Below are 21,125 nucleotides of genomic sequence, written 5' to 3'. Positions count from 1 at the left end.
GCTGGGCCAAATCGGCATTAATTTCGACACCAATCTGAGTGTGCGGCACGCCGCTTGTCGTTTCAGGACGGGGCGAGATGCGCTCCGGCAAGGAGCGCTCTTGCGCGGACGCCATCGAGCACATCAATGTCACTACCGTCGCAGCAACCGCCAATGTTCTCAGGTGTACATTCATCGTGTTGACCATCCGCCAAAATCAAAGATTGAGTGCTCAGCGCCGTATCGGTGTCCCTGCACGCATCATTCAGCTTTTAACGCTTCGATATTGATCAAGAGCTCTATTTCGTCGCTCACCGCAGGTGCAAAGGCCCCAAGTCCGAATTCAGACCGCACGATAGTCGCCGTGGCAGCCAGCCCCAAGGTCGGCGTGCCCTCTTTTGGGCCAAACGGGTATGGCGCTGACTTGTTAAGCGTTGTTTCCAGAACAACAGGCTTGGTGACGCCATTCATGGTCAAGTCGCCAGAAATATCCGCGGAATTGTCCCCGGTCACTTCAATGCTGGTTGAGGCGAATGTGACCACGTCACCGTCGCTCGCGCTGAAAAAGTCATCGGACATGAAGTGTTGCAAACGGGCATCCCAGCCCGTGATCATGGATTTTACAGGCATAGACACTGTGACAGACGACGCAGACGGATCATCTTCGTTGAACTCTATCTCGCCGTTAAAACCTGAGAACATTCCAAATGTTTCTGAGAACCCGATGTGGTCGTAGCTGAACAATACCTGGCTGTGTCCAGGATCCAGCTCGTAGGTGCCACTCTCGGACAATGCGGTTGTCGCACCCATCGATAAGAGTACCGCCAGCGGGGTTGCTGCCACTTTGAACATTGATACGCTCCCATTTTGACAAGACGTGTTTGCGGAATTGAGTATTGAGTTTTAGTTTTTAGCTGATCATACTTTTAGAACAAAATGTTCTACTGTGCAACAGAATGTTCCATAGGAGGGGCGATTGAAAGAAGATCCTAGGCTGATCGCCACACGGCAGGCCGCGCTTGATGCGGCGCAAAGGATACTAGTGGATGAGGGCGTGCTGCACGTAACTCATGGCGCAGTTTCGAAGGCAACGGGCATTTCGCGCAGTACACTTTACAGGCACTGGCCAGATGCGCGTAGTCTGCGTGATGCAGCGTTCAGGCGCATCGCAACACCGCCGAACATTCCACCCAAAACCGATGGCCCGCTGCGATCTGACCTGCGCTGGTTACTCGGCGTACTGATGGGAGCCTTTAATGACACACCATGGGGCCAAATCGCGCCTCAGGTGGTCGCTGCTGCGTCCACCGACGAAGAAGCGCGGTTGGTGATCACTGAATTCATGAAAGACAGGTTCGCAAGTGTTGAAGCAGTATTTGCAGCCGCAATAGACCGCGGTGAGATCGCCACGAATGTTCCGGTTGAACAGCTTATAGAACTAGCAGTCGCGGCACCTTATTTCCGCAAGCTCATACGTCACGAAGCACTGGACGAGGATTGGTTGGATCGACATGTTGATCTGCTTTGCAGTATCGCGAAAACCAATTCGGGACAGTGACCATCGCCTGACTTTGCAATCAAAGCGACCTGCAACAGGCGCGAGATTTCGGCAGAGCAGCAGATTAGATCAAAAGCATATCCAGCTAGTTCCCAATAGCGGTTGCTCCAAAAGGTCTCGGCAAAGACTCGCAATGATCGTTCTTCGAATTTTGCAAAGTCCGCGTTCTGCGCATTTCTGTAATTCGGGCAACGCGCGGCATCGGCCAAAGTGGGCTCGATGCGGCCATTCTCCGCGGCTTGCATGTTTGGCAGGTCCAGCCCAATCCGGACACTTAATCCAAGACTTTGCAATTCCGACTTGCGGACAAAACTGACCTTGGCGTCTACACCTTCGCTGACGCAGGATCCACCGCACTGGCAGCAACAGCTCTTCCCTTCAACAGGGAAAATCGCCAAAGCGGCCGTTCCACAACGGGCTTTGGAGCTCCTTGATCGCTCTTTGACCAGACGGCGCTCTGGCATGGAAACAAAGGGGCTTGGCTCAGCGCATAACCAAAGCTAGCGAATAGGCGTCAGGATCATGAAATTGGGCTTCTTCGCGCAAGCAGGGCGAAGACAGGCAACATTGTTACGATCCAGACCACGCTATAAATTGCGGATGGTATGGCATATTCGCTTAACCCATTGGTGTTAGGCAACAGCAAAGTGGCAATTGCGATTCCCAAAGCTCCGTTTTGAACGCCGGTCTCAATTGAAATCGTCTTCGCCTCGATGTCTGTGCATCCGAGCATCCCTGAACTCATGATGCCAATAAACGTGAGTGACGCACCTACAACAAAAAGTGCGGGTCCAAGCCTAAGGTAGTTATCCGCGACCACCACCCAGTTTGAAATGATAGCGCCTCCGATGACCATCGCAAAAAGTAGCATAGAGACCTTGCTAAAGATTGGTTCGACCGCAGCTACAATTCGCGGCGCCAAGGATCGCGCGATCACCCCGGCTAGGATCGGTGAAGCTGTTAAAAAAAACATTGCTAAAGCCGTCGAAGAAATGTCGATAGCGGGCGCAGTTGCCCCCATGAACATCTGCATCGAAAACCCCAGGATGAGCGGTACGGTAACGACACAAGTCAGACTGAAGACTGCTGTAAGAGTAACGGACAAAGCGACATCCCAATTCGAAAGCTTGGTCACGATGTTACTGATCGCCCCGCCCGGACAGGCCGCTAAAATCATGATGCCAACGGCTGCCTCAGCGGAAATCCCAAAGATAAAAGTCACCATCAAAGCGATGCAAGGCAGCAAAATGATCTGGTTGAGAGCGCCGACGCAAAAGGCCCGTGGACGTCGTCCGATACGTTGAAAGTCAGCCGCTGTGAGTCCGAGGCCAAGGCAGAACATGATGACAACAACTGCGAGCGGCAGCAGCACAGATATGAAAATTTCGCCCATCTACCATGACCTCTATGGCTGCATGCTTCCGCACGCTTTCGGACGATACCGTTCAGAAAACCTGATGACGAGTGTTATCAGTTTGGCGCATTTATCCTCAAGCGCCCGAAGATCGAGGCTGTCTCTATTTATTATACCTATCACAGGGTTGGACGATCTGGCGTGAAAGAGCTTTCCAGTGCTAATCTCACTGTATGGCAAGTGTAACTTACGCATTCGCCCGCGCGATGGCCAACGCCGCCGGGATGACGCTAAACGACGATGGCGCCCTGATTTCGAATGGCGCTGTCGTGCTGCGTCTACCAGAAGCTCAAGACGGCCAATTGGCGGATGATGCGTATTTCGATCTGATCGATTGGATTCGTGCGCAACAAGCGGACGAGGCCGCGTTGGTTGAGGCCTATGCGAACGCGATTGCAACCGATGATCTCGGCGTCCTTGGCCTAGCCGTAAAGACAGCTCCGACCTTGCGGCAATCTTTGCAACGGATCGAGCGTTATTTTCGTCTCGTAACGGACACCGCAGTTTACAGACTTGATGAAACCGGCGATCCGGTCCTTTGGATTTTTGAGGGACAAACATCACATCGCGCTGCCTTGGAGCTGCGCAACGAATGCGCGCTTGCGGCCTTTGCGAGGAACATGTATCGGTTTGTGGGTGATGGGTTGTCGCTTGCATATGTCACGTTTCAGCATCCATGCAGACAAGAACCAGAGCGTTACGCCGAATATTTCGGGTGCCCGGTTCGATTTGGGAGCGCCCACAACGCCATTGCTATGCGCCCTGCTATGCTGGAAAGCGAAAATCGTCTTGGCGATCCGGGCTTGTCAGATTTCATGACGAAGCACCTGGATGAGGAGTTCAACTCTCGCGATGACGACACCTCACTGAGCCAAGCAATTGTCCACCGGCTTACACCGGCCCTGAGTAACGGCGCGCCGCAAGCAGCGCATGTCGCACAAGAGATGGGAATGAGCGAGCGCACGCTTTACCGCAGGTTGGCCGAGGAAGGGCTGACCTATCGCGACGTTCTTGGTCAGGCACAAGTTGCACTTGCTCGTGACCTGCTCCGTGACGGTAAGGCTTCCATAGCCGAGATCGCCTTTATGACCGGGTTTTCGGAACAGAGCACGTTCAGCCGCGCCTTCAAGCGCTGGGTTGGCCAGGCTCCGGCACGATTCAGGCAGCAAGCGACCTCCGACTAGGCACACACCTCAAGACCACATGGCAGGTTCGGCCAAAACCTTGGCAGGGCGGGCCGATACCTCAATCGATGTGGTGCATAACTTCTTCTTTGTCAGATCCACCTGGGGCGCTGCCGAGTAAAGCAAACCCATTTGCCCCTCTCAGACAAAGGAAATTTGCAATGAGCAATCATGACCACAAACATGGAGCAAGCTGCGCTTGCGACGTCACGCCCGAACGCGTTGATATGGCGCGCCGGCGACTCTTGCAACAAGCCGCCGGTGCGGCCGCGGCAGGTACAACAATAGTGGCTGGCGGGCAGGCCCTTGCCGCGACCGACGAAGCACGCGCCTACTATGCTGACCCGGAAAATCCAGGCCTTCCCCAAATCGACATGACCATCGAGCCGGGGCGTACTGCGCTTGTGGTGACCGACCCCCAGATTGATTTTTTGTCAGAGGACGGTGTGACGTGGGGCGTCGTTGGCGAAAGCGTGACCGAACAGGGCACGGTCGACAATATCGAACGGCTTTTCATTGCCGCCAAGGCTGCGGGGATGCCGGTCTTCATCTCGCCCCACTATTACTACCCACATGACCACAAATGGGAGTTCGAGGGCACTCTGGAAGCGACGATGCACAGCATCGGCATGTTTGACCGCCTGGGACCGCTCAATTTGGACAACTTCGAGGGCTCAGGTGCCGACTGGATGCCGCAATACAAGAAGTACATCGAGGATGGCGAAACCATCATTTGCTCGCCACACAAGGTTTACAGCCCTGCTCAGAATGACCTGAACCTGCAATTGCGTAAACGCAAGATCGACAAGGTGATCCTCGCGGGGATGTCGGCGAACCTGTGTACGCAGGCGCATCTCTACGAGCTGCTGGAGCTGGGCTACGAGGTCGCTGTCGTTCGCGATGCCACAGCCGGGGCCAAGGTGCCTGAAGGTGACGGGTATCTCGCCGCCATCATCAACTTCCGCATGGTCGCCAACGGCGTCTGGTGGACCGACGACGCGGTTGAGCGCATTGGCCAATCGGCCTGACCCAAATCGATCTTCAAATTTGATCCTAGCATCCTGAAAGGACATATCATGACACGCATCTTTACATTTCCCGCGCTTACAACAGCGTTGACTCTCGCCCTGGCGGCGGCGGCATTGGCTGACGATGAATACAACGTTTCGAACAGTCTTACCTTGACTGGGCAGCCCCTCGGCATGCATGGCGTCGATCCTGTATCGATGTTTGAAGCCGAAATACCCGAAATGGGCAACGCCACTTTTACATCGGCCCATGATGGAGTGGACTACTATTTTGCGTCGCAGGCAGCGAAAGCCACATTCGAGGCGGATCCGACGGCACATCTGCCTCAATTCGGCGGGTTCTGCGCCTTTGGTGTCTATGTAGGCAAGAAGCTTGATGGCGATGTTCGGTATGCCGATATCGTGGACGACAAGCTCTATCTCTTTGTGAATGAGGAAATCTTCAAGAAGTACCTTGGGGACAAAGAGACCGTGATCCAAGGCGCCCATGCCAAGTGGGCAGACATCCACCACACGCCTGTCGGCAGCCTTTGATCGAGGAATTTGGTGGCTTTTGCCGGTCGGAGCCACCGCTGCCTCTCCCCTCCCCAAAAGGCCGGCATTTCTCCAAGACGCCCTGTCCGCAATGACAATTTGCGTGCGTCGAAAACTCTTCCCAAAGGAAACCAGACATGACTGATTTTGAGACCTATACAATCGCCTCAGCCCCTGATGCCGCGAAACCAATTCTGGAAGCATCGCTGAAAGGATATGGTTTTGTGCCCAACCTTTATGCGGCCATGGCCGAAGCGCCCGCAATTTTGGAAGGCTATACGACACTTTCCAACATCTTTGGAAAGACCAGCCTGTCAGAGACTGAGCGCCAGATCATCCTTATGACTAACAACCGGTTGAACGGGTGCAAGTACTGCATGGCCGCCCATACCACTCTTTCACAGATGGCCGGTGTCCCCGAAGACGTGATCGCAGCGTTACGCGATGGCAGCCCTATCGCCGACCCCAAATTGGAAGCACTGCGCAAATTCGCCATCGTGATCAACGAAAGCCGAGGCTGGCCCAGCGACGCACAGGTCGAAGCGTTTCTGACGGCTGGTTACACACGCCGATCTATGCTGGAAGTCATCCTCGGCACAGCGTTGAAAACCCTGTCGAACTATACGAACCATGTGGCGGAAACCGCGTTGGATGATGCCTTTGTGCCAAATGCATGGATCGCCTCGGTCGCGGCAGTGGCTGAATAGCGCGACGCCCGCCCATTTGTTAATCTTGCTTTTGGACCTGTGTTTGATTCCCGACAAGAAGGGGATCTGATTTTAGACGTCCGACAGCAAAGTCAACAAAGGTGCGCACCTTCGCAGACACGGTTCGTCCCTCTTGATGCACAAGATGGATGGGGACTTCGGGTGGTTCATACGACTTTAGAACAGTCTTGAGCCGCCCATCTGCAATGTAGGGTGCGACTTGATAGGACAGAAGCCGCCCGACACCATGACCTTGCAAGGCCAACTCGATCACAGCGTCATTTGTGTTCATGCTGATGCGTGGGCTCATGCGTTTGGTGACAGTCTTTCTGCCCCGTTGAAAATGCCATTGGGCCGATGCATTCAAGGCAGTTGAATTAATGATTGCGTGGCAGGATAAATCATCGGGCGTATCTGGTTCGCCATATTGGTCAAGATATTTACGGGAAGCAAACGCGACCTGCCTCACCGTACCACACCTGACAGCCATCAAACTGGAATCAGCGAGGTTGCCAATTCTGATCCCGACGTCGAGACCCTCATCAATCAGATTGACCACTCGGTCCACATAGAGCGTGCGCGCTGAGAGCTTTGGATACAGATCCAGAAATTCGCCCAAAATTGGAGTGACGAACATACGGCCAAACAGGACAGATGCAGTAACACTAATTTCCCCGGTCGGTTCGGCATAGGAACCGACAGCGGCGCGCTCGGCCTCTTCAAGGTCAGCCAGAATACGTCTGGCATCCTCAAAAAACCTTTGCCCGCTATCAGTCAGCATCACTGAGCGCGTTGTGCGTACAAAAAGACGTAGCCCGAGGCTGTCCTCAAGCATAGAAACCATTCGGGTCACTGTCGGTGGTGACATGTTGAGGTCGCGGGCCGCAGCAGCGAAACCTTTTAGTTCGGCGACCTTCACAAAGACTTTTAACGCGTGAAATCTGTCCAAGATATTATTCCATATTTTTGAATAATATATTGCCAAGTATCCAAATTCCGCAACTTGAAAGCTCCAATTAACTTCACCTCAGTCCCAGGGCATCGCCCAGGCCGAGATGGAGAATTCAATGGCACGACCCTTTGCAGAGATCAGCTTCACGCCCTCCGTTCGCGAAACGCAGGCCAAAAACGGGTCAGCTAACGGCTACGCGAAGTTTCTGGACGGCACGCGTCAGGAGGACTCAATCAGCCCGGTCGAGGCCAGGTTCATCGGGCAAAGAGACGGCTTCTATCAGGCAACAGTCTCGGAAACCGGCTGGCCCTATGTACAATTTCGCGGTGGACCAGCGGGTTTTCTGAAAGTGTTGGATGAACGGACACTTGCCTACGCCGATTTCCTCGGCAACCGGCAATATCTCAGCACTGGGAATCTGCTGGGCAATGACCGAATCTCGCTGATCCTGATGGATTATCCCAATCAGCGACGCCTCAAGATCTGGGGTCGGGCGAAACTCATTGATGCCAATGCCGATCCGGCGCTGATGCAACGCCTGAGTGAGCCGGGCTATCGCGCTCATCCTGAGCGGGCGATTGTGATCAAGCTTGAGGCGATGGACTGGAACTGCCCGCAGCACATCCCCCAACGCCTGACCCTTGAAGAATTTGAAGATTACCTCGTCCCGCTTCGCACTGAGCTGGAAGCACTGAAAGCTCGAAACGCAAGGCTCGAAGAGGCACTGGGTCAGCAAAACTGACCGATATCAAGCCCCGCGCGTTCAAGAACGCACGCCGTAACCTGAAGAAAGGAAACATCCATGTCGCGCAATCTGAAATCCGTCCTGAGCGCCAGCATTCTCGCACTTTCCATTGCTGCGCCATTTACACCGGCGCCAGCAATCGCCGCAGAGACTGGAATTGAAGCTACGCAGGCTGTCAGCTTCCGCACGGAAGAAATCGGCGACATCGCTATCGCCTATCGTGAAGCAGGAGATCCAAACAGACCTACTGTCCTGCTGCTTCACGGCTTTCCGACCTCATCACATATGTTCCGCAACCTTATCCCTGAACTGGCCAAGCACTACCACGTGATCGCACCCGATTTTCCCGGATTTGGAGCGTCGGAGATGCCAAAGGCCGAAGGCTTCGAGTATTCCTTCGCGAACATCTCCGAAATGATGACATCGCTGCTCGACCGGAAGGGAGTCGAACAGTACTCGGTCTATTTGATGGACTATGGTGCCCCGGTTGGTTTCCGAATGTTTGCGGAACAGCCCGAGCGGGTAACCGGCTTCATCATTCAAAACGGGAATGCTTACGAGGAAGGGCTGCGCGAGTTCTGGGATCCAATCAAAGCCTATTGGGCCGAGCCATCGCAAGAGAACGGCGACCAGCTTCGTGGATTCCTCACTCTGGATGCAACCAAATGGCAGTTCACCCACGGCGTTAAAAAACCGGAACTGATCAGTCCCGACAATTATTGGCATGTCCAATACCTGCTCGACCGCGAAGGTAATCAAGAGGTGCAACTTGAACTCTTCCTAGACTACGGCACCAATGTTGCCGAGTACCCAAAATGGCAAGCGCTGTTTCGGAAGCATCAACCCCCGGCGCTACTGATGTGGGGTAAGAATGATCACATCTTTCCGGTCGAAGGCGCCTATCCCTATGAACGCGATCTGAATGATCTCGAGTTTCATCTGCTCGATACGGGTCACTTCGCGCTGGAAGAATATGGGCCCGAGATTGCGGCGCAAATGACCGCCTTTCTGAACCGCATCACCGCCGCCAGCAACTGACGTAAAACTGGCCGCACCATGCTCAAAGGTGCGGCCGACGCATGGAGAAAACCAATGAATACGCAAGCAAATACTGTCAGACAGGTAACGGTTGAAATCGTACACGGCTTTGTCGACGGTGGCGCCGGTGGAAATCCCGCAGGCGTCGTCCTGGATGCTGATGAATTGGGCGAACAGGATATGCAAACCGTCGCGGCAAGGGTTGGATTGTCCGAAACGGCCTTTGTGTCGCAGTCCAAGACAGAGGGCTTCAAACTGGATTTCTTCACACCGAACAGGCGCATCGCTCATTGCGGTCATGCAACAATTGCCGCCTTCTCTCACCTTGACGCGCTGGGCCGGATTCCCAATCCCAACACCTCGAAGGAGACAGTTGATGGGCCAAGGCGCATACTAATGAAAGAGGGTGCCGCCTATATGGAACAGCTGGCCCCAAAATACGCGATACCAGAGGACTGGGTGGAAAAAGGTGTAAGCATCGACGATGTACTGAACTCCCTTGGGATCAACAGACATCATCTTGATCAGGAAATACCACCGGTTTTAGTCAATACCGGTAACAGTTTCATTGTCATCGGCCTCGCTGATGCCGATGGTCTTGCCAATGTGAAACCAGATTTTGCCAAAATCACGCAAATCAGCGAACGACTGGATTTGATCGGCTACTACGTCTTCACAAGAGACCCATCGGCGACCGACCGAGACGCTACAACCCGCATGTTTGCGCCCCGATACGCGATTGAGGAAGAAGCCGCGACGGGGATGGCTGCGGGGCCCTTAGCATGTGTATTGCACGACTTTGTCGTATCATCTCAACGATCATTTCAAATCGAACAAGGGGTGTTTATGAACCCGGCGAGTCCGAGCCTGATAAAAGTCGATCTGGAAATCGACAATGGAACAATCTCTGGCCTCTTGGCAGGTGGTTTCGGCAAGGTCATGTGCTCGCGTCGAATTAGTTTCTAGCGTTGCGCTCGCGGCGAATGGCTGGCTTGGCGGGCCGCACCGCAGCAACGACGCCCATCGGGCCACGTCCGAATTGGGCCGTCCGCTGAATTTTGCAAAGTCCGGATTCCTGCGCATCGCTGACCTTACGGCACGGACAAGCACTTTGTGTTCTCGGCTCAACGCTACAACTGATCTAGATTTCACGACTGACCGTTGTTCGGGTGCAGCAGGTGGTTGGCTGACGAGAGCGAAAACGCTGCATAATCGCGACTTATGTTAAATCTCGAAATCCCGGCTTTCTGCCACAAAACCGGTGCGAATTTCCGACAGTTTCAGGAAAACGAATGTTTCTTCCGGTGACGTCTTGAAGGACGATGCCCGCAGTATCACTATTAGACTAAGTGTCCTTAAACCAAGACTTGTTCATTGTTTTCACTCCCTGATTGGCTGCGTTCCAAGCCAAAGCAGCTCACCGAAGCAAATCAAAAGCCCGCAAGCGAGCTTGATGCCGAACCGGTTGCGAAGGTCGGCACCAATATCGACCGGCCGGTCATCAATCTTTATCGACCCCACATCACCTCCGGGGATTGTCTGATTGTCACCGGGTATCAGGACTTCTTGTCTTCGCTGTCGATTTTGATGAAGGAATTGCCCGAGCTGAGGGATCTGGAAAACGACAGCGATATCCGGATCCGGATATCGTTCGGGATCGACACGGCTAATACCAAAAGACTGACAAACCCCAAACCAGTCACCCAAGAAATGAAACTCTACTGGCTGGAGCGCTCCGGGCTTCAAGTGGAAGAGAATCACGATCTCATCGCAGTGCTGGCAAAACACGCCATCAAAACCGGGAAAATTGATCTGCGTGTCTTCGATCCGGAGCTCGCCAAACGCAAGTTGGGTATATCTGGGGATCGGCGGCTACACTCAAAAATCGTCAGTTCCCCAAAAGGTGCCGTCGCCGGGTCCGCAAACTTTTCCTACTCAGGGCTATACAGAAACATCGAGTATGCCGATGACCTGGATGCGGGCACGCATGAACTTCAGGTCGAACGCACAGAAGCCGCCGAGCAGGCTTGGGATGTGTCTGTCGATTGGAATACCGAGGCGCTGGAGATACTCGAAAAGCTTATCAAACCGGTGACCGCTGAAGACGCGATGGCGCGAACAATTTCGGAGCAAAAGGGGTTTGAACCCTGGCTCACTGGCGCCCGAAAAGAGATCACGAGCCATACGCTGTTTGGGTATCAACAGGAGCTGACCTATGAGGCGTGTTCCATCGTCTATGACCATGGCATCGCCTTCGTAGAAGCGCCAACCGGTTCAGGAAAGACAGAGATCGGCTGTCACCTGGCCGAAGCATTGTCAGAAACATTCTCAGAAGTCGTGCCCCGCTCCCCCGTCCATGGCGTTGCGCGAAAAAATGCGGCTGTAATTGCCCCGCCCAAAGTTATTCCCAGTTGGCGCAAGTATTCGACAAACTCGCTCCAACCTGTCGCGAATAGCAAACTTGCCAAACAACACCTCCGCGGCGCTGGCGATGAAGAAAAATCTGGGCTCAGGCTCGATCAATTTGGCATTCTGATAATCGATGAAAGCCACACGGTTACACCAGGCTTTGAACAAGCATCTCAAATGGCTTCAGCCATCGAACTTGCCCCACCAAGCTGGAATGTCTGTCTGTCGGCAACGCTGCTCGGGAACCTGGATGTCGACTGGTTGACCCATATGCAGGAGAAGCGGGCGTCCATTTTCATGACCCCAACCTTCATTCAGGCCATGGGTGAGTTGTTCGAGCGCGAAACCCACGTTCCCAAAGATATCTTCAACCAGGATGCACAACTGGCCGTTTTGTCAGAACCCGACACGACGCTCACGCGAGAGGCTCGCACCGAACTCGCGCAACTTGTTTCTCCGTTTTTGACACGCAGACAAAGGCGATGCATTGGCGAGGACGAAGATCCCAAGAAGCACAGTTACCCGAAACTTGAAAACCACGGGCGCCCAAAGAAACTTAAGGTGACAAAGCCTCAGCAAACACGCCTGGATGAGATTGTGGCACTCTGTAAAGAACTTGCGCCTGGCGGTAGGGTGACCGCTGTCGAGAAAAGCCGGTTCGGGCATGTCAGCACGCAACAAAGCACCCAGGACCAACTCTACATCCGCAACCTTTTGAACATTCTGCGCGTGAGCGCCGCCCAGGCCCATTGGGAGATGTCTCATGGAGCTATTGGCAAATCGCTTCGCGACTTCGAGCGTGGTGGGAAATCGAAGAAAAAGGTGCCCCACCGCGACCAGTCCGACATGTTCGAAGCATTGGGAATAGAAGCGCCTGAACCCACAAAGAAATGCGACGCGCTAAACCAAAAACTGGGTCTCAGTGTTCTCAAGGAGCTTGATGAGAAGCGGTATGAGGCATGCCTGAGAATACAAAATGAAAAAGACAGAGTCGTCTTTCTCGCAGAACGGACGGACACACTAGAGATTTTTGCAGAAGCACTGTCGCGCATAGGCCACCACACCAACTATGTCGTGGGAAACCAAACCAAGGGTGAAGATCGCGCCGTGAAGGCGATCTTTGGAGGTGGCCCCGACAGCTTCAAGCGTATCACACAGGGCAAGTCCGTTGAGTCTTACTTCCGACCTGGAGGAAAGAACGAACCAAAAGGATCTGCCTCGGTTTTTCTGACTTACAAAATGGCTGAAGGTATCAACCTTCAGTCGTCAGACACGCTGGTGTTGCTTGGCCTGACCTCGAACCTGAAAGAGCTCATCCAAGGTCTTGGTAGGATCGACAGGATCGATAGTGAGTTCGGGGTCGTCAATTACCACCTTATTGACGTGCCAGTAGGTCAGTTTGCATCTGACGAAAAAATCGCCCAGCGCATAGAGAACTATAGAACTTTGGCTGGGGAAGAGCTGATCGACGCCGTCTTAGAAGAAAGCACCGAAGACGCAGAACTGATCCTCGATAGTGTTGTTGAATATCTGCGATCCCCACGGCGGCTTCGCGACAATAACTTTCACGACGTGCTGGAACGCACCAAGCAAACAATCCCCGAAGACCGCTACAAACTCATCGACAAGGCCAAAATCCAGGGCACCTGGGGCGCCGAGTTGGCGCTCCTATCGGCCCGTGAGAAATTCACGGCGCTACATCTCAAAGGGCTTAGCAAGAGCAATAGCTTCTTTCCGCCTCGCCTGCTGCTTCTTAAGGATACTGCGCCAGGCCTTATATTGGAACGCGACCAGCTAGCCTGTGTCCAATCGCTGGAGACTGCATACGAACGGACCAGAAGCCTTGGCATGGAGCACGCCCACATGTCTCTGAAAGATCTCTCTGAAGCGCTAGAGACGATTTCAGAGCAGATCGGCAAGCTGACCGAGTGGGACTTGCGCCCGGCGCGCGTTGAGAGCCTCATGAAAGCCTGCGCCGAGTTCATGGGACGCAAAGGTGGTGTCGAACTCAGTGATCAAGAATGGTTTGGCCATCTTTCACTACCGGCCGTGGAAATGGTGTGCGAAGCGTGGAGCCGTGAGCTTGATCCCTTCTGGGAACAAGCGAAACACGAAGTGCGTGACAGCTTCGCCTATGAGGGTCTTCCCAAGGGGTACATCGCGCTTCAGGTTATCTTGGAAAAGCTCGAAAGTGATCATCAGGCGTCCGTTGAGATCCATGAAAAGATGGTCCGGGTCATCGAAGAAGCTGATCAGGTTTCACGCGGCCACGAACCCGCAATTGGACAGCGCATTTCAGTGGTGTTCTTTTCGGATGGCGCAGGCGAGCACTAGGCAGCCTCAGACAGCAGCGAAGCCAGATCACTCAGTTTTACCAAGTGTCCTCGCGTCGTCTTACCTTCCATTTGCGCACCATGGGTCTCAATCCCTTTGCTCTCAAAATCAGACAGGAGTTTTCGGGACGTAGTTCCTCTTGACCTAGCCAGTGTACCTACCGGCAAGTACTCGCTTTGAAAGATCGCAAGCTGCTGCGGTCTGACCAAGAAAGACTCGCTTGGGCCATGCGGAACTTTGCGTGATCCGAGCAGGCCCAGCTTGCACCAATGTGTCACCGCCTGAGCCTTCCAACCCGTCAACTTTGCGACATCATTTGCGGTCCAGTCTTTTGACAACCGCTGCGTCCCAAGTTCGCGGTCGATGTCGGAAACTGAAAAATGAAACTCACCAAGTCGCATGTTTTCTTCCGCAACAACAGGTTTGATAACGCCTGTGGAGATTTTCTGAAGAACATGCATCAAAGCAGCTCGATCAGTTGTCCGCCTCAGGTTGAGCTGATTGAACGGAATAGTTTCTCCCGCTTGAACTTTAGTGCAGTTTCGAATGTTTGTTGTGAGCTCTTTTAGGCTTTCACCGTCAATGCAGCCATCAACAAGTGGAGGACGGTATTCAGCAGCAACCTCGTGGATCAATTCTGACGCGCGAAGCAGATCAAATTGCTTTCTTGTAACACCAAGGTAGTCTCTGGCCTGCAACCCATCCCAATACCGCTTCCTATCCAGATAGATGTTCGAAATTTCGAAGCGTGGAATCATCGTATGCCGGTGCCCATACCCGCTACGGGCTTGCTTTCCGGCAATTTGACCTGACTGAACCTCAGCCACCAAGCGCTGTGCAGAAATTCCCAGTTCCTTGGCCGCTTGTTTAGCCGAGACCCATTCCCGAGCTTGCAACGGCGTTAGCTTTCCCAGGTAGGTTCCCTTGAACTCGGTTGAAGCAGCACGCGACACTGCATCTCTGAAAGGCTGGTACGCATCATCTTCGAACTTCATAAGTCTTTGATACCAGCTTCCGAGCATGGACGGCACAGAGTTGGATTCTGAATTTCCTGCCAGTATCAACCCTCGAACGTGTTCTTCGAACCCATTTGGCCAATGGTCAAATACAGTTGCCAACGGCTCAATCAGTTCCAACGAATCTGCAACGCTTTTGGGTGTTTGTGTTTTCCCAGACTTGCCCGTGCGGTTCTGAGCGAAACCACTCGCTAGGAAATTAATAAAAGCGCCAATGTCTTTTGGGACCTGACGCCCTCCTGCAAGGTCAAGAAACCGCTTGCCAACCGTTGAATCTCCCGCAATCAAGGCGGAGATGATCACTTCGTGGTCCTTTGCTGCCACCCGTGGGAAATTGGAGTAGCTAAAGCCACATCTGCATTTATCAAAGCCGCCGGACGTCGGACGCAATGTGGTTTTGCAGACAGGGCAAACATCTTGAAGACGCGTTTTGTGATGGTGACAGGCTGTCACCAAGTAATGACGCCAAGTTTGTTGAAAGGGTAAGCCATCGGCAAGACATGAAGGGCAAATCGGATCGCTATGATGCCGCTCGAAACGCCAGTTTAAGCTGGGTGACTCAGGTTTGGCAGAAGGGGAGATAGTAACCAACAAACCTTTCTCTAAGCCCATCTCTTGCTCAAAGTGCTCGATGTTCTCGACTAGAATTCGCCCATACTTCCGCCGGAACCGTGTCAAAAATTCAGAGACATCTCTGTATCCATTTACATGGGCTAGACGACGCAAGTATCCGATAAGGCTCTCGCCTTTCAATGGTGGTACTGCAAACAAACCCGGCACCTCATACACCTCGCATAATCGCAAGCTCATGCGACGTCATAGGCTCTACTTCGAGACCAGCATCTGCCATGACTCTGATGTATGACCTGATCAGCTCAGTATCCGATGGTGGTTCTTCTTGAAAAAACGACTGATACGGATCTCGCTCCAGGCCTGAATCCGTCGCTGCCCTGGCAATCGTTTTGGTGCTGTATTGTGAATTTTGGGCACCCAATGCCAGGGGCGCGCGCAGCACTTCCAACGCCACTGGCACACGTCCGCCGGAAACACCGTACAATCGCCGTACCATATCGTCTTGGTCAAACTCCAAAAGGATGCCGGACTCCTCAAGACAATAGAAGGCAGCAAAGATTGCATCGCAGAACGCGATACGATCAGCCTCAACGCTCCACCAATAGGGGTTCATTCGAATGGTGTTCAAACAGCGTCCCGCAAACTGCTCGTTGCTGTCCATAACCGCTTCGAACATTGGCAACCCAGCTAAAATCAGAGCGACTGAGGTTTCATCAACAATAGTCTTGAAGTGATCAGCGGCTTGTCGACGCGAGTGCCTAGTCAGAGTTTCGGCGCAATGGTTCACTTCGTCGATAATGATTGTTTGAATGCCGTGCTCAGCTACGAGCCGAAAGAGACGTTCTCGAATTTGGGCAGGTCGCTCTCGTTCTACGAAGTCAAAGCCCATGCTTCGCAAGCAGGAACCGTAATAATCCCGCTCGGAAGGCCGTGGCGCAAGTCGGCCCAGAATGACATCTGAAGATACCAGAATAGCACTTGGGCCGTGGCGGTCATTTTCAACTTGTGCCTTCAAGTCCTTTGTCAGTTCTGTCTTTCCACATCTCGTCGGCCCCAAGATTGGTATGATCCGTCCACCCTCGGTTGCTGCAATATTCAAAAGACGTTTTATCTCCGAGACAGCCCATTCGTGGCGGCTATGTCGGATGAATGCACCTTGCAGAGCTCTACTAGTTGTTTGGTCCAGCATCTTTTCTTTCGACCCTTGGCAAGTTCTTTGATCTCGTAACTGCGAGCTTGTTGTGACCAACCTCTGACCGTATTTGGTCAATTAGTTGTGGTTCTTTCAAACTTCTGTTCTGCATATCAGCGGCCCGCAACTTGTCGATTTCCGCAGAGCGGTTCCTTTGCAGTTTAGTTTTTTTGCCCTGCTTATACGTCCTGCGCGCTTGGATATCTTTGTGGATCTCCAAAGCCGTTTTGATTGGTCCGTTGTGTTTCGCCTTGGGTGACCGGCATTCTCTTAGCTCACGATAAGAAAGTGCTGCCAAGTCTTTTGCTTTGTTGGACGCGCGCACCAACTCGCCTGTATGCGGATCCACGACCAAAATTTCCCTAGCATCAAGTGGAGCATAGCGTATTTCAACACGCTGGCGCGGGCCTAGTCGTCGGTACAGCCTTGCCAAGTCTTCAGAGTTGTATTGCATACTCTCGAATTCGATACCGTAGTGCCACAGAGTTCGAGATTCGGATTGGATCATCAGCGCTGCGTGATGCTCGTCCAAAGACGGGGGTTCTGGCACTATGTGTTCATCTGCCAATCTGTCCCAAGCGGCGCTAGGTGTTTCACCCCGTTTAAAGATGTCTTGGACTTTTCTCCTCGGAGTTCTTCCATATTCGTCGTAGCGCCAGCGTTGCATTATTGAATTGAACACTCTTAGCGTCAGACGGGCTTCATCCATTGCTTTTTTGGTTCGATCCCGGTCGGGATATGCCTTTGACTTAGTCGCACCCGGAAGCTGGCTGACTTTGCTTCGAACTGCCCCGAACAAGTTTTCGATAAACGGCTTTTCCTGGGGTTTTCGAGGTTGCGCCCAATGGCCATGGACACCAGCAACTTCGATAAAAGCATCGATGGGTTCGCCCACGTTCTCTGAACCCTGATCCATTACAACCACTTTCGGCAGTGCGGCGATTTTTTTCCTGTTTACAATTTCGTGCTGTTCGAAAAAGTCTTCCTCTGGGTAGCTAATCATCTCCTTTAGAGCTTTGGCCACATGTTCTGATGATGGATCTGGTAGGAAGACCTGAAATGCGACAATCCAACTAGTAGCACAGTCAATCGCTGCACAAATCCACGGCCGACCTATTACCTCCCCGCTATCATCAACCAGCATTATGTCAGCTTTTGTGCAGTCCAATTCTATTTGATCGTAAGGTGCTGTTATATCATAGTATTTTTAGGCAATTCGCATGTGTTGGCGCGCCTCGTTACTGCCCAGTTGCCACTTTAGAACGTCAAAATGAGGGATTGTGTGCACAATCGCTTCGACTGCCTTGCGTCCGCAGCACCCAGGTTTTATGCCATTCTCATGGCAAACCAACTGGTATTGATTATAAGCGTCGCTAGACAGACTTGTTAGATTTTGTCTGTCCGACGACGTATATTGCATTTCCAATAGATCGAGCACTATCTCGTGGAAAACGCTGTCAAACCTTGGCATACGATTTCCTGAATTGCTGTGCTTGGGCAAAAGCGCTTCCGGCCCGCCGCGCCGATACAATTTGACCCAATTCTGAACAGTCGATTGCCTCGGAAAACGGTTACCCTTGATTTTGCAGGTGGGTTCTTCGGCGAACTCGCGTTGAAGTATCGGTATGCGTTTTGCCCAATGAACGCCTTCCTCCCCAAGCTTTAGTGCATTTTCCACAATGCGTAGTCTGAGCTGAGCTTCGCGTGCATCTTTAGCGGTTACATTACGAGGACGTTTGTCGAAGCCTTCTTCCTTCACTAGCCCATCGTGCACATGGTCTCGATATTCTTGTCCAGATATCTCAAAAGGATCAACTTGGGAGTTCGATATCTGATATGCATCCCGCCCAGCTATCGCTCCATCGACAGCATAGGTTTCTCCCCTATATTTGATGGTTCTCTGGTGCCGCCTTTTGACAATCTGCTTCAAAATTCGATTACCTCCAGATGTCTTCGGTCGCGGTTCGCAGTATTCAGGTTCGTGGATGGCCCAAGAGCTTCACATGAAAAATCGAACACCAGATAGCCATCAAGAATAAGGCGAAGAATCTTCGCTTGGGGGATGCCAATGTTCTCTCTTAGTTCTTTGAACGTCACACGTTGCTGTTTGAGACACGCTATTTTGCTTGCAAGTTTAGGGGCGGTCTCTTCGGCTTGTCCTTGCAATAGCAGCCAAGCATTTCGATCAATCGGCCCCTGCAATAAGGACTCAGTTACAATGACAAGCGAGAGTCCGACTTCGGCAAGAAGTGAAGGATAGTCCAGGTACTCAGGTTTCTTATCTATGTGAGCGCTGTGCTTGGCGTCCAAGTAGAACAAACGGCCGTCGACATGTGTGACTTCTAGGTCTGGTGTATAAAGCTTAGGCCTGTACCGACGCCCTTCATAAGCCTCTAGCGCCGCTTCTTTGTTTGCAAATGCTCTTCCGGTTCCCATGTCGATTGTGCAAGGCTGTGGCTTAAGCGAGACCACACGAGGGTCGACCTGCATGCAACGAACCAGTGCTGCTTCCATTTGGCTTTCGAGCTGAATGACGCCTGGGAACTTGACGCCAGACATTTTGCCAGCGCGTTTTTTCATTCCGCGCTTGTGAACGCGTCGGGCCGTCGGGGGTGCGTGTCGATCTATCCTCATACGGGCTCTATACATGCATCCATTCGCATTGGCAATGGGCTCGATGCGAATAAAATGATTGCGACCGATGATGACTGAAGACGAATTTCAAGATTTGGCCAAAACTGAAAACTGGATTGCCCTCGGAGCGTGGCTGAATCGCGTTGTCCAAGACAGCCAAGCCTGCGGGTACGCGTTTCCGGACGATGCACTCCAAAGCGTTGCCGCTATTAGAGGCACAAAGCCTGCAAGCCTTCGCAATCCGATGTCCGCGGCGAAATGGTTAGAACAGAACCGACCCGATCTTTTTGAATCAAAGCCCGACTGGCTGGCCATGATGCAAGTTATTTTGCTTTCAAGGATAGATCGGTATGACCCTAGGAAATCCAAAGAGATAGCTGATGCCGTTCTTTCAGGGGAGTTATCTCAGGCGGAAACTAAGTCTATTCTTGATGAAGTTCGATTGGCGGAGAAGCCTGCGGTCGTGATTGCTAGAGGTGGTTTTGGCGGCCAGCGAAGAGCCCGAGACTTCGAAGTAAACGCAAAAATGCTTTTCAAACAGAACACTAGTGACATCTTCAATGTGGAAAATTTGACTGTTCGAGAAGGCAGAACGTTCGAGCCTCTTGCCACAGACTTAATCGTATACAAAGGCTCGGAGCCTTTTGCGGCGATTGAGATCAAAGGCCCGAGGAATAGAATTGATCCTGGCTACTTGATTGACCAACTGGCAAGAGCAGCACTTCTTTTGAGAAAGGTTCCTCAAGTACTATACGTTGTTCCTGAGCAATCTGAGTACAAACTGGGTGAACTTGTAGCGATACGAGACAAACTCGAAATCGAAGGAATTAAATTTGGGACATTGCCGGAGAAAAGTCGGCTCGCACCAAAAGATCTAAAAGTTCTGGGATGATGCACTCTCTAATGTTGGGTGTTATGCCGTGCGCGAAGGTCTGCAATGCGCAGAAAGCAGACTTTGCAAAGTCCGGTTGACCACATTGTCCACCAAAGGCGACAGTTCTGCTTCGCGACTGGGCTATACATAGCCCTCAAAGCGTATTGTTTGCGGGACTTCAGTTGCACCGTTTTCCTGAGCGAGTAGGGCGCGTGCTGACGAAAAGGTAGCAAGCGCAAAAAGAACAAGAAGGGCCTTTATCATCGTAGCGCCTCGGATCCGGGTTTTGAACTTGGGCCGGGGTTCACAAATGATCGCCCCGGCCAGCGTCAGGGCAAACGAGGTAGTTCTTGCCCTGAAACATCGTACTTTCGCCTAATTTAGAAGATCACCGACGATGCCGACGGCATCGACCACGGTAGACAGGTCATTCGTAACTTCGAGGACTTCGTCATCGACCAGAATGTAGCGGTTTCCTTTGCCCGGCTCCCCAAGCTTCCATTTGGAAAGGTCCCCAATATCCTCGAACTCCAGGTCAGATGGGAGCTTGGCACCGCGCGTGTAGCGCTTGATCTGTCCAGGTGGTACAGCTTTTGGGCCTTTGCCGGGTTTGTCTTCTATCTGAATGCTGACATCACCGTTCTTGCCCCCCTTGTTCGGCTTTTTACCCTTGTTGTCTTTGGCATGGGCATCGCTGCCTCCAAGGATGAAAAACACAACTGCTAAGGCTGCAAGAATTCCGTATGCAATCTTCATAGATTGTTCCTTTGCTTCCCAACTTCATTCGACCGGCGTTGAAAATTCCGGCACGCGCTTGATCTCTCTTAGTTGCCCTTTGGCACACCCCTTAGTGACTGCCTTCACCCCGCATTAGAAAACGATCCGGGTTCTTAGGCCGAACAGCGTAATGCTGTCCTGAGTGGGGTTTTGCAGCGGGTTAGAAATGAACTGCAG

Annotated in this window: 19 protein-coding genes and 1 pseudogene; 10 read left to right on the top strand and 10 right to left on the bottom strand. The window is 52.5% G+C overall.

Annotated features, from left to right (window positions below):
* Positions 1-187, bottom strand: a pseudogene (locus AC2FGC_RS23540) (luciferase domain-containing protein); the annotation flags it as partial.
* 53 nt (positions 188-240) lie between these two features.
* Complete coding sequence (locus AC2FGC_RS23535; RefSeq protein WP_496737916.1) at positions 241-831, bottom strand: YceI family protein; 591 nt, start codon at positions 829-831, stop codon at positions 241-243.
* Between the two features lie 124 nt (positions 832-955).
* On the opposite strand from AC2FGC_RS23535, the gene AC2FGC_RS23530 reads away from it, so the two are divergent.
* Positions 956-1,537 carry a TetR-like C-terminal domain-containing protein gene (locus AC2FGC_RS23530; protein WP_496783608.1) on the top strand — a complete coding sequence of 194 codons (582 nt, stop codon included), beginning with the start codon at positions 956-958 and terminating at the stop codon, positions 1,535-1,537.
* A gap of 520 nt (positions 1,538-2,057) precedes the next feature.
* Here the strand turns inward: AC2FGC_RS23530 and AC2FGC_RS23525 are convergent.
* Positions 2,058-2,930, bottom strand: a complete 873-nt coding sequence (locus tag AC2FGC_RS23525) for a bile acid:sodium symporter family protein (RefSeq protein WP_010443188.1) — start codon at positions 2,928-2,930, stop codon at positions 2,058-2,060.
* 194 nt (positions 2,931-3,124) lie between these two features.
* Between AC2FGC_RS23525 and AC2FGC_RS23520 the strand changes: the two genes are divergently transcribed.
* The 4 genes from AC2FGC_RS23520 (at position 3,125) to AC2FGC_RS23505 (ending at position 6,404) form a co-directional block, all read left to right on the top strand.
* Positions 3,125-4,135 carry an AraC family transcriptional regulator gene (locus tag AC2FGC_RS23520; protein WP_496783604.1) on the top strand — a complete coding sequence of 337 codons (1,011 nt, stop codon included), beginning with the start codon at positions 3,125-3,127 and terminating at the stop codon, positions 4,133-4,135.
* A 161-nt stretch (positions 4,136-4,296) separates the two neighbouring features.
* The gene (locus AC2FGC_RS23515) at positions 4,297-5,163 is read left to right on the top strand and encodes a cysteine hydrolase family protein (protein WP_058282012.1); all 867 of its coding nucleotides are present in this window, start codon (positions 4,297-4,299) and stop codon (positions 5,161-5,163) included.
* A gap of 48 nt (positions 5,164-5,211) precedes the next feature.
* Positions 5,212-5,697 carry a YHS domain-containing (seleno)protein gene (locus AC2FGC_RS23510; RefSeq protein WP_496726650.1) on the top strand — a complete coding sequence of 162 codons (486 nt, stop codon included), beginning with the start codon at positions 5,212-5,214 and terminating at the stop codon, positions 5,695-5,697.
* Positions 5,698-5,834: 137 nt separating this feature from the next.
* A complete protein-coding gene (locus AC2FGC_RS23505; RefSeq protein WP_496669818.1) occupies positions 5,835-6,404 on the top strand; it encodes a carboxymuconolactone decarboxylase family protein in 570 nt (189 codons plus the stop codon).
* 19 nt (positions 6,405-6,423) lie between these two features.
* On the opposite strand, the gene AC2FGC_RS23500 is transcribed toward AC2FGC_RS23505, so the two are convergent.
* The gene (locus tag AC2FGC_RS23500) at positions 6,424-7,389 is read right to left on the bottom strand and encodes a LysR family transcriptional regulator (protein WP_246097326.1); all 966 of its coding nucleotides are present in this window, start codon (positions 7,387-7,389) and stop codon (positions 6,424-6,426) included.
* Between the two features lie 82 nt (positions 7,390-7,471).
* Here AC2FGC_RS23500 and AC2FGC_RS23495 point away from each other — a divergent pair, with 82 nt between their 5' ends.
* From AC2FGC_RS23495 to AC2FGC_RS23480, 4 genes are all read left to right on the top strand, one after another.
* Entirely contained in the window at positions 7,472-8,098 is a 627-nt protein-coding gene (locus AC2FGC_RS23495) for a pyridoxamine 5'-phosphate oxidase family protein (protein ID WP_281995598.1), read from the top strand.
* Between the two features lie 60 nt (positions 8,099-8,158).
* On the top strand, positions 8,159-9,139 hold the full coding sequence (locus tag AC2FGC_RS23490) for an alpha/beta fold hydrolase (RefSeq protein WP_281995597.1): 981 nt from the start codon (positions 8,159-8,161) through the stop codon (positions 9,137-9,139).
* Positions 9,140-9,157: 18 nt separating this feature from the next.
* Positions 9,158-10,105, top strand: a complete 948-nt coding sequence (locus AC2FGC_RS23485) for a PhzF family phenazine biosynthesis protein (RefSeq protein ID WP_496699576.1) — start codon at positions 9,158-9,160, stop codon at positions 10,103-10,105.
* A gap of 408 nt (positions 10,106-10,513) precedes the next feature.
* Positions 10,514-13,882 (top strand): DEAD/DEAH box helicase family protein, encoded by a 3,369-nt coding sequence (locus tag AC2FGC_RS23480; RefSeq protein WP_496783603.1) that lies wholly within the window; start codon positions 10,514-10,516, stop codon positions 13,880-13,882.
* Here AC2FGC_RS23480 and AC2FGC_RS23475 read toward each other — a convergent pair.
* Genes AC2FGC_RS23475 through AC2FGC_RS23455 form a run of 5 tightly spaced genes read right to left on the bottom strand, consistent with a single transcriptional unit; the run spans position 13,879 to position 19,243 of the window.
* Entirely contained in the window at positions 13,879-15,708 is a 1,830-nt protein-coding gene (locus AC2FGC_RS23475) for a TniQ family protein (protein WP_496705834.1), read from the bottom strand. The two genes, AC2FGC_RS23480 and AC2FGC_RS23475, sit on opposite strands and share 4 nt — an antisense overlap.
* Positions 15,680-16,660, bottom strand: a complete 981-nt coding sequence (locus AC2FGC_RS23470) for a TniB family NTP-binding protein (RefSeq protein WP_496726652.1) — start codon at positions 16,658-16,660, stop codon at positions 15,680-15,682. The genes AC2FGC_RS23475 and AC2FGC_RS23470 overlap by 29 nt, the downstream gene beginning before the upstream one ends.
* Positions 16,641-17,831: a transposase family protein gene (locus AC2FGC_RS23465; RefSeq protein ID WP_496783601.1), complete on the bottom strand. Its 1,191-nt coding sequence runs from the start codon at positions 17,829-17,831 to the stop codon at positions 16,641-16,643. Before AC2FGC_RS23465 ends, AC2FGC_RS23470 begins: the two co-directional genes overlap by 20 nt.
* 39 nt (positions 17,832-17,870) lie before the next feature.
* A complete protein-coding gene (locus AC2FGC_RS23460) occupies positions 17,871-18,593 on the bottom strand; it encodes a hypothetical protein (RefSeq protein WP_496783599.1) in 723 nt (240 codons plus the stop codon).
* Entirely contained in the window at positions 18,590-19,243 is a 654-nt protein-coding gene (locus tag AC2FGC_RS23455; protein WP_496783597.1) for a hypothetical protein, read from the bottom strand. Before AC2FGC_RS23455 ends, AC2FGC_RS23460 begins: the two co-directional genes overlap by 4 nt.
* A gap of 121 nt (positions 19,244-19,364) precedes the next feature.
* Between AC2FGC_RS23455 and AC2FGC_RS23450 the strand changes: the two genes are divergently transcribed.
* Entirely contained in the window at positions 19,365-20,189 is an 825-nt protein-coding gene (locus AC2FGC_RS23450; protein WP_170408651.1) for a hypothetical protein, read from the top strand.
* Between the two features lie 357 nt (positions 20,190-20,546).
* Here the strand turns inward: AC2FGC_RS23450 and AC2FGC_RS23445 are convergent, their stop codons facing one another.
* A complete protein-coding gene (locus AC2FGC_RS23445; protein WP_170337130.1) occupies positions 20,547-20,927 on the bottom strand; it encodes a hypothetical protein in 381 nt (126 codons plus the stop codon).
* Between the last annotated feature and the right edge of the window lie 198 nt (positions 20,928-21,125).

The organism is Ruegeria sp. CDSC054, assembly GCF_059610645.1.
The sequence above is the reverse complement of the archived record's forward strand: the minus strand, read 5'-3'. Positions and strand labels throughout refer to the sequence as shown.

Excerpts from the sequence above, each read along its gene's own strand:
- AC2FGC_RS23535 (WP_496737916.1), bottom strand. The coding sequence starts at position 831 with ATGTTCAAAGTGGCAGCAACCCCGCTGGCGGTACTCTTATCGATGGGT.
- AC2FGC_RS23525 (WP_010443188.1), bottom strand. The coding sequence starts at position 2,930 with ATGGGCGAAATTTTCATATCTGTGCTGCTGCCGCTCGCAGTTGTTGTC.
- AC2FGC_RS23520 (WP_496783604.1), top strand. The coding sequence starts at position 3,125 with ATGGCAAGTGTAACTTACGCATTCGCCCGCGCGATGGCCAACGCCGCC.
- AC2FGC_RS23515 (WP_058282012.1), top strand. The coding sequence starts at position 4,297 with ATGAGCAATCATGACCACAAACATGGAGCAAGCTGCGCTTGCGACGTC.
- AC2FGC_RS23510 (WP_496726650.1), top strand. The coding sequence starts at position 5,212 with ATGACACGCATCTTTACATTTCCCGCGCTTACAACAGCGTTGACTCTC.
- AC2FGC_RS23505 (WP_496669818.1), top strand. The coding sequence starts at position 5,835 with ATGACTGATTTTGAGACCTATACAATCGCCTCAGCCCCTGATGCCGCG.
- AC2FGC_RS23495 (WP_281995598.1), top strand. The coding sequence starts at position 7,472 with ATGGCACGACCCTTTGCAGAGATCAGCTTCACGCCCTCCGTTCGCGAA.
- AC2FGC_RS23490 (WP_281995597.1), top strand. The coding sequence starts at position 8,159 with ATGTCGCGCAATCTGAAATCCGTCCTGAGCGCCAGCATTCTCGCACTT.
- AC2FGC_RS23485 (WP_496699576.1), top strand. The coding sequence starts at position 9,158 with ATGCTCAAAGGTGCGGCCGACGCATGGAGAAAACCAATGAATACGCAA.
- AC2FGC_RS23475 (WP_496705834.1), bottom strand. The coding sequence starts at position 15,708 with ATGAGCTTGCGATTATGCGAGGTGTATGAGGTGCCGGGTTTGTTTGCA.
- AC2FGC_RS23470 (WP_496726652.1), bottom strand. The coding sequence starts at position 16,660 with ATGCTGGACCAAACAACTAGTAGAGCTCTGCAAGGTGCATTCATCCGA.
- AC2FGC_RS23455 (WP_496783597.1), bottom strand. The coding sequence starts at position 19,243 with ATGAAAAAACGCGCTGGCAAAATGTCTGGCGTCAAGTTCCCAGGCGTC.
- AC2FGC_RS23450 (WP_170408651.1), top strand. The coding sequence starts at position 19,365 with ATGATGACTGAAGACGAATTTCAAGATTTGGCCAAAACTGAAAACTGG.
- AC2FGC_RS23445 (WP_170337130.1), bottom strand. The coding sequence starts at position 20,927 with ATGAAGATTGCATACGGAATTCTTGCAGCCTTAGCAGTTGTGTTTTTC.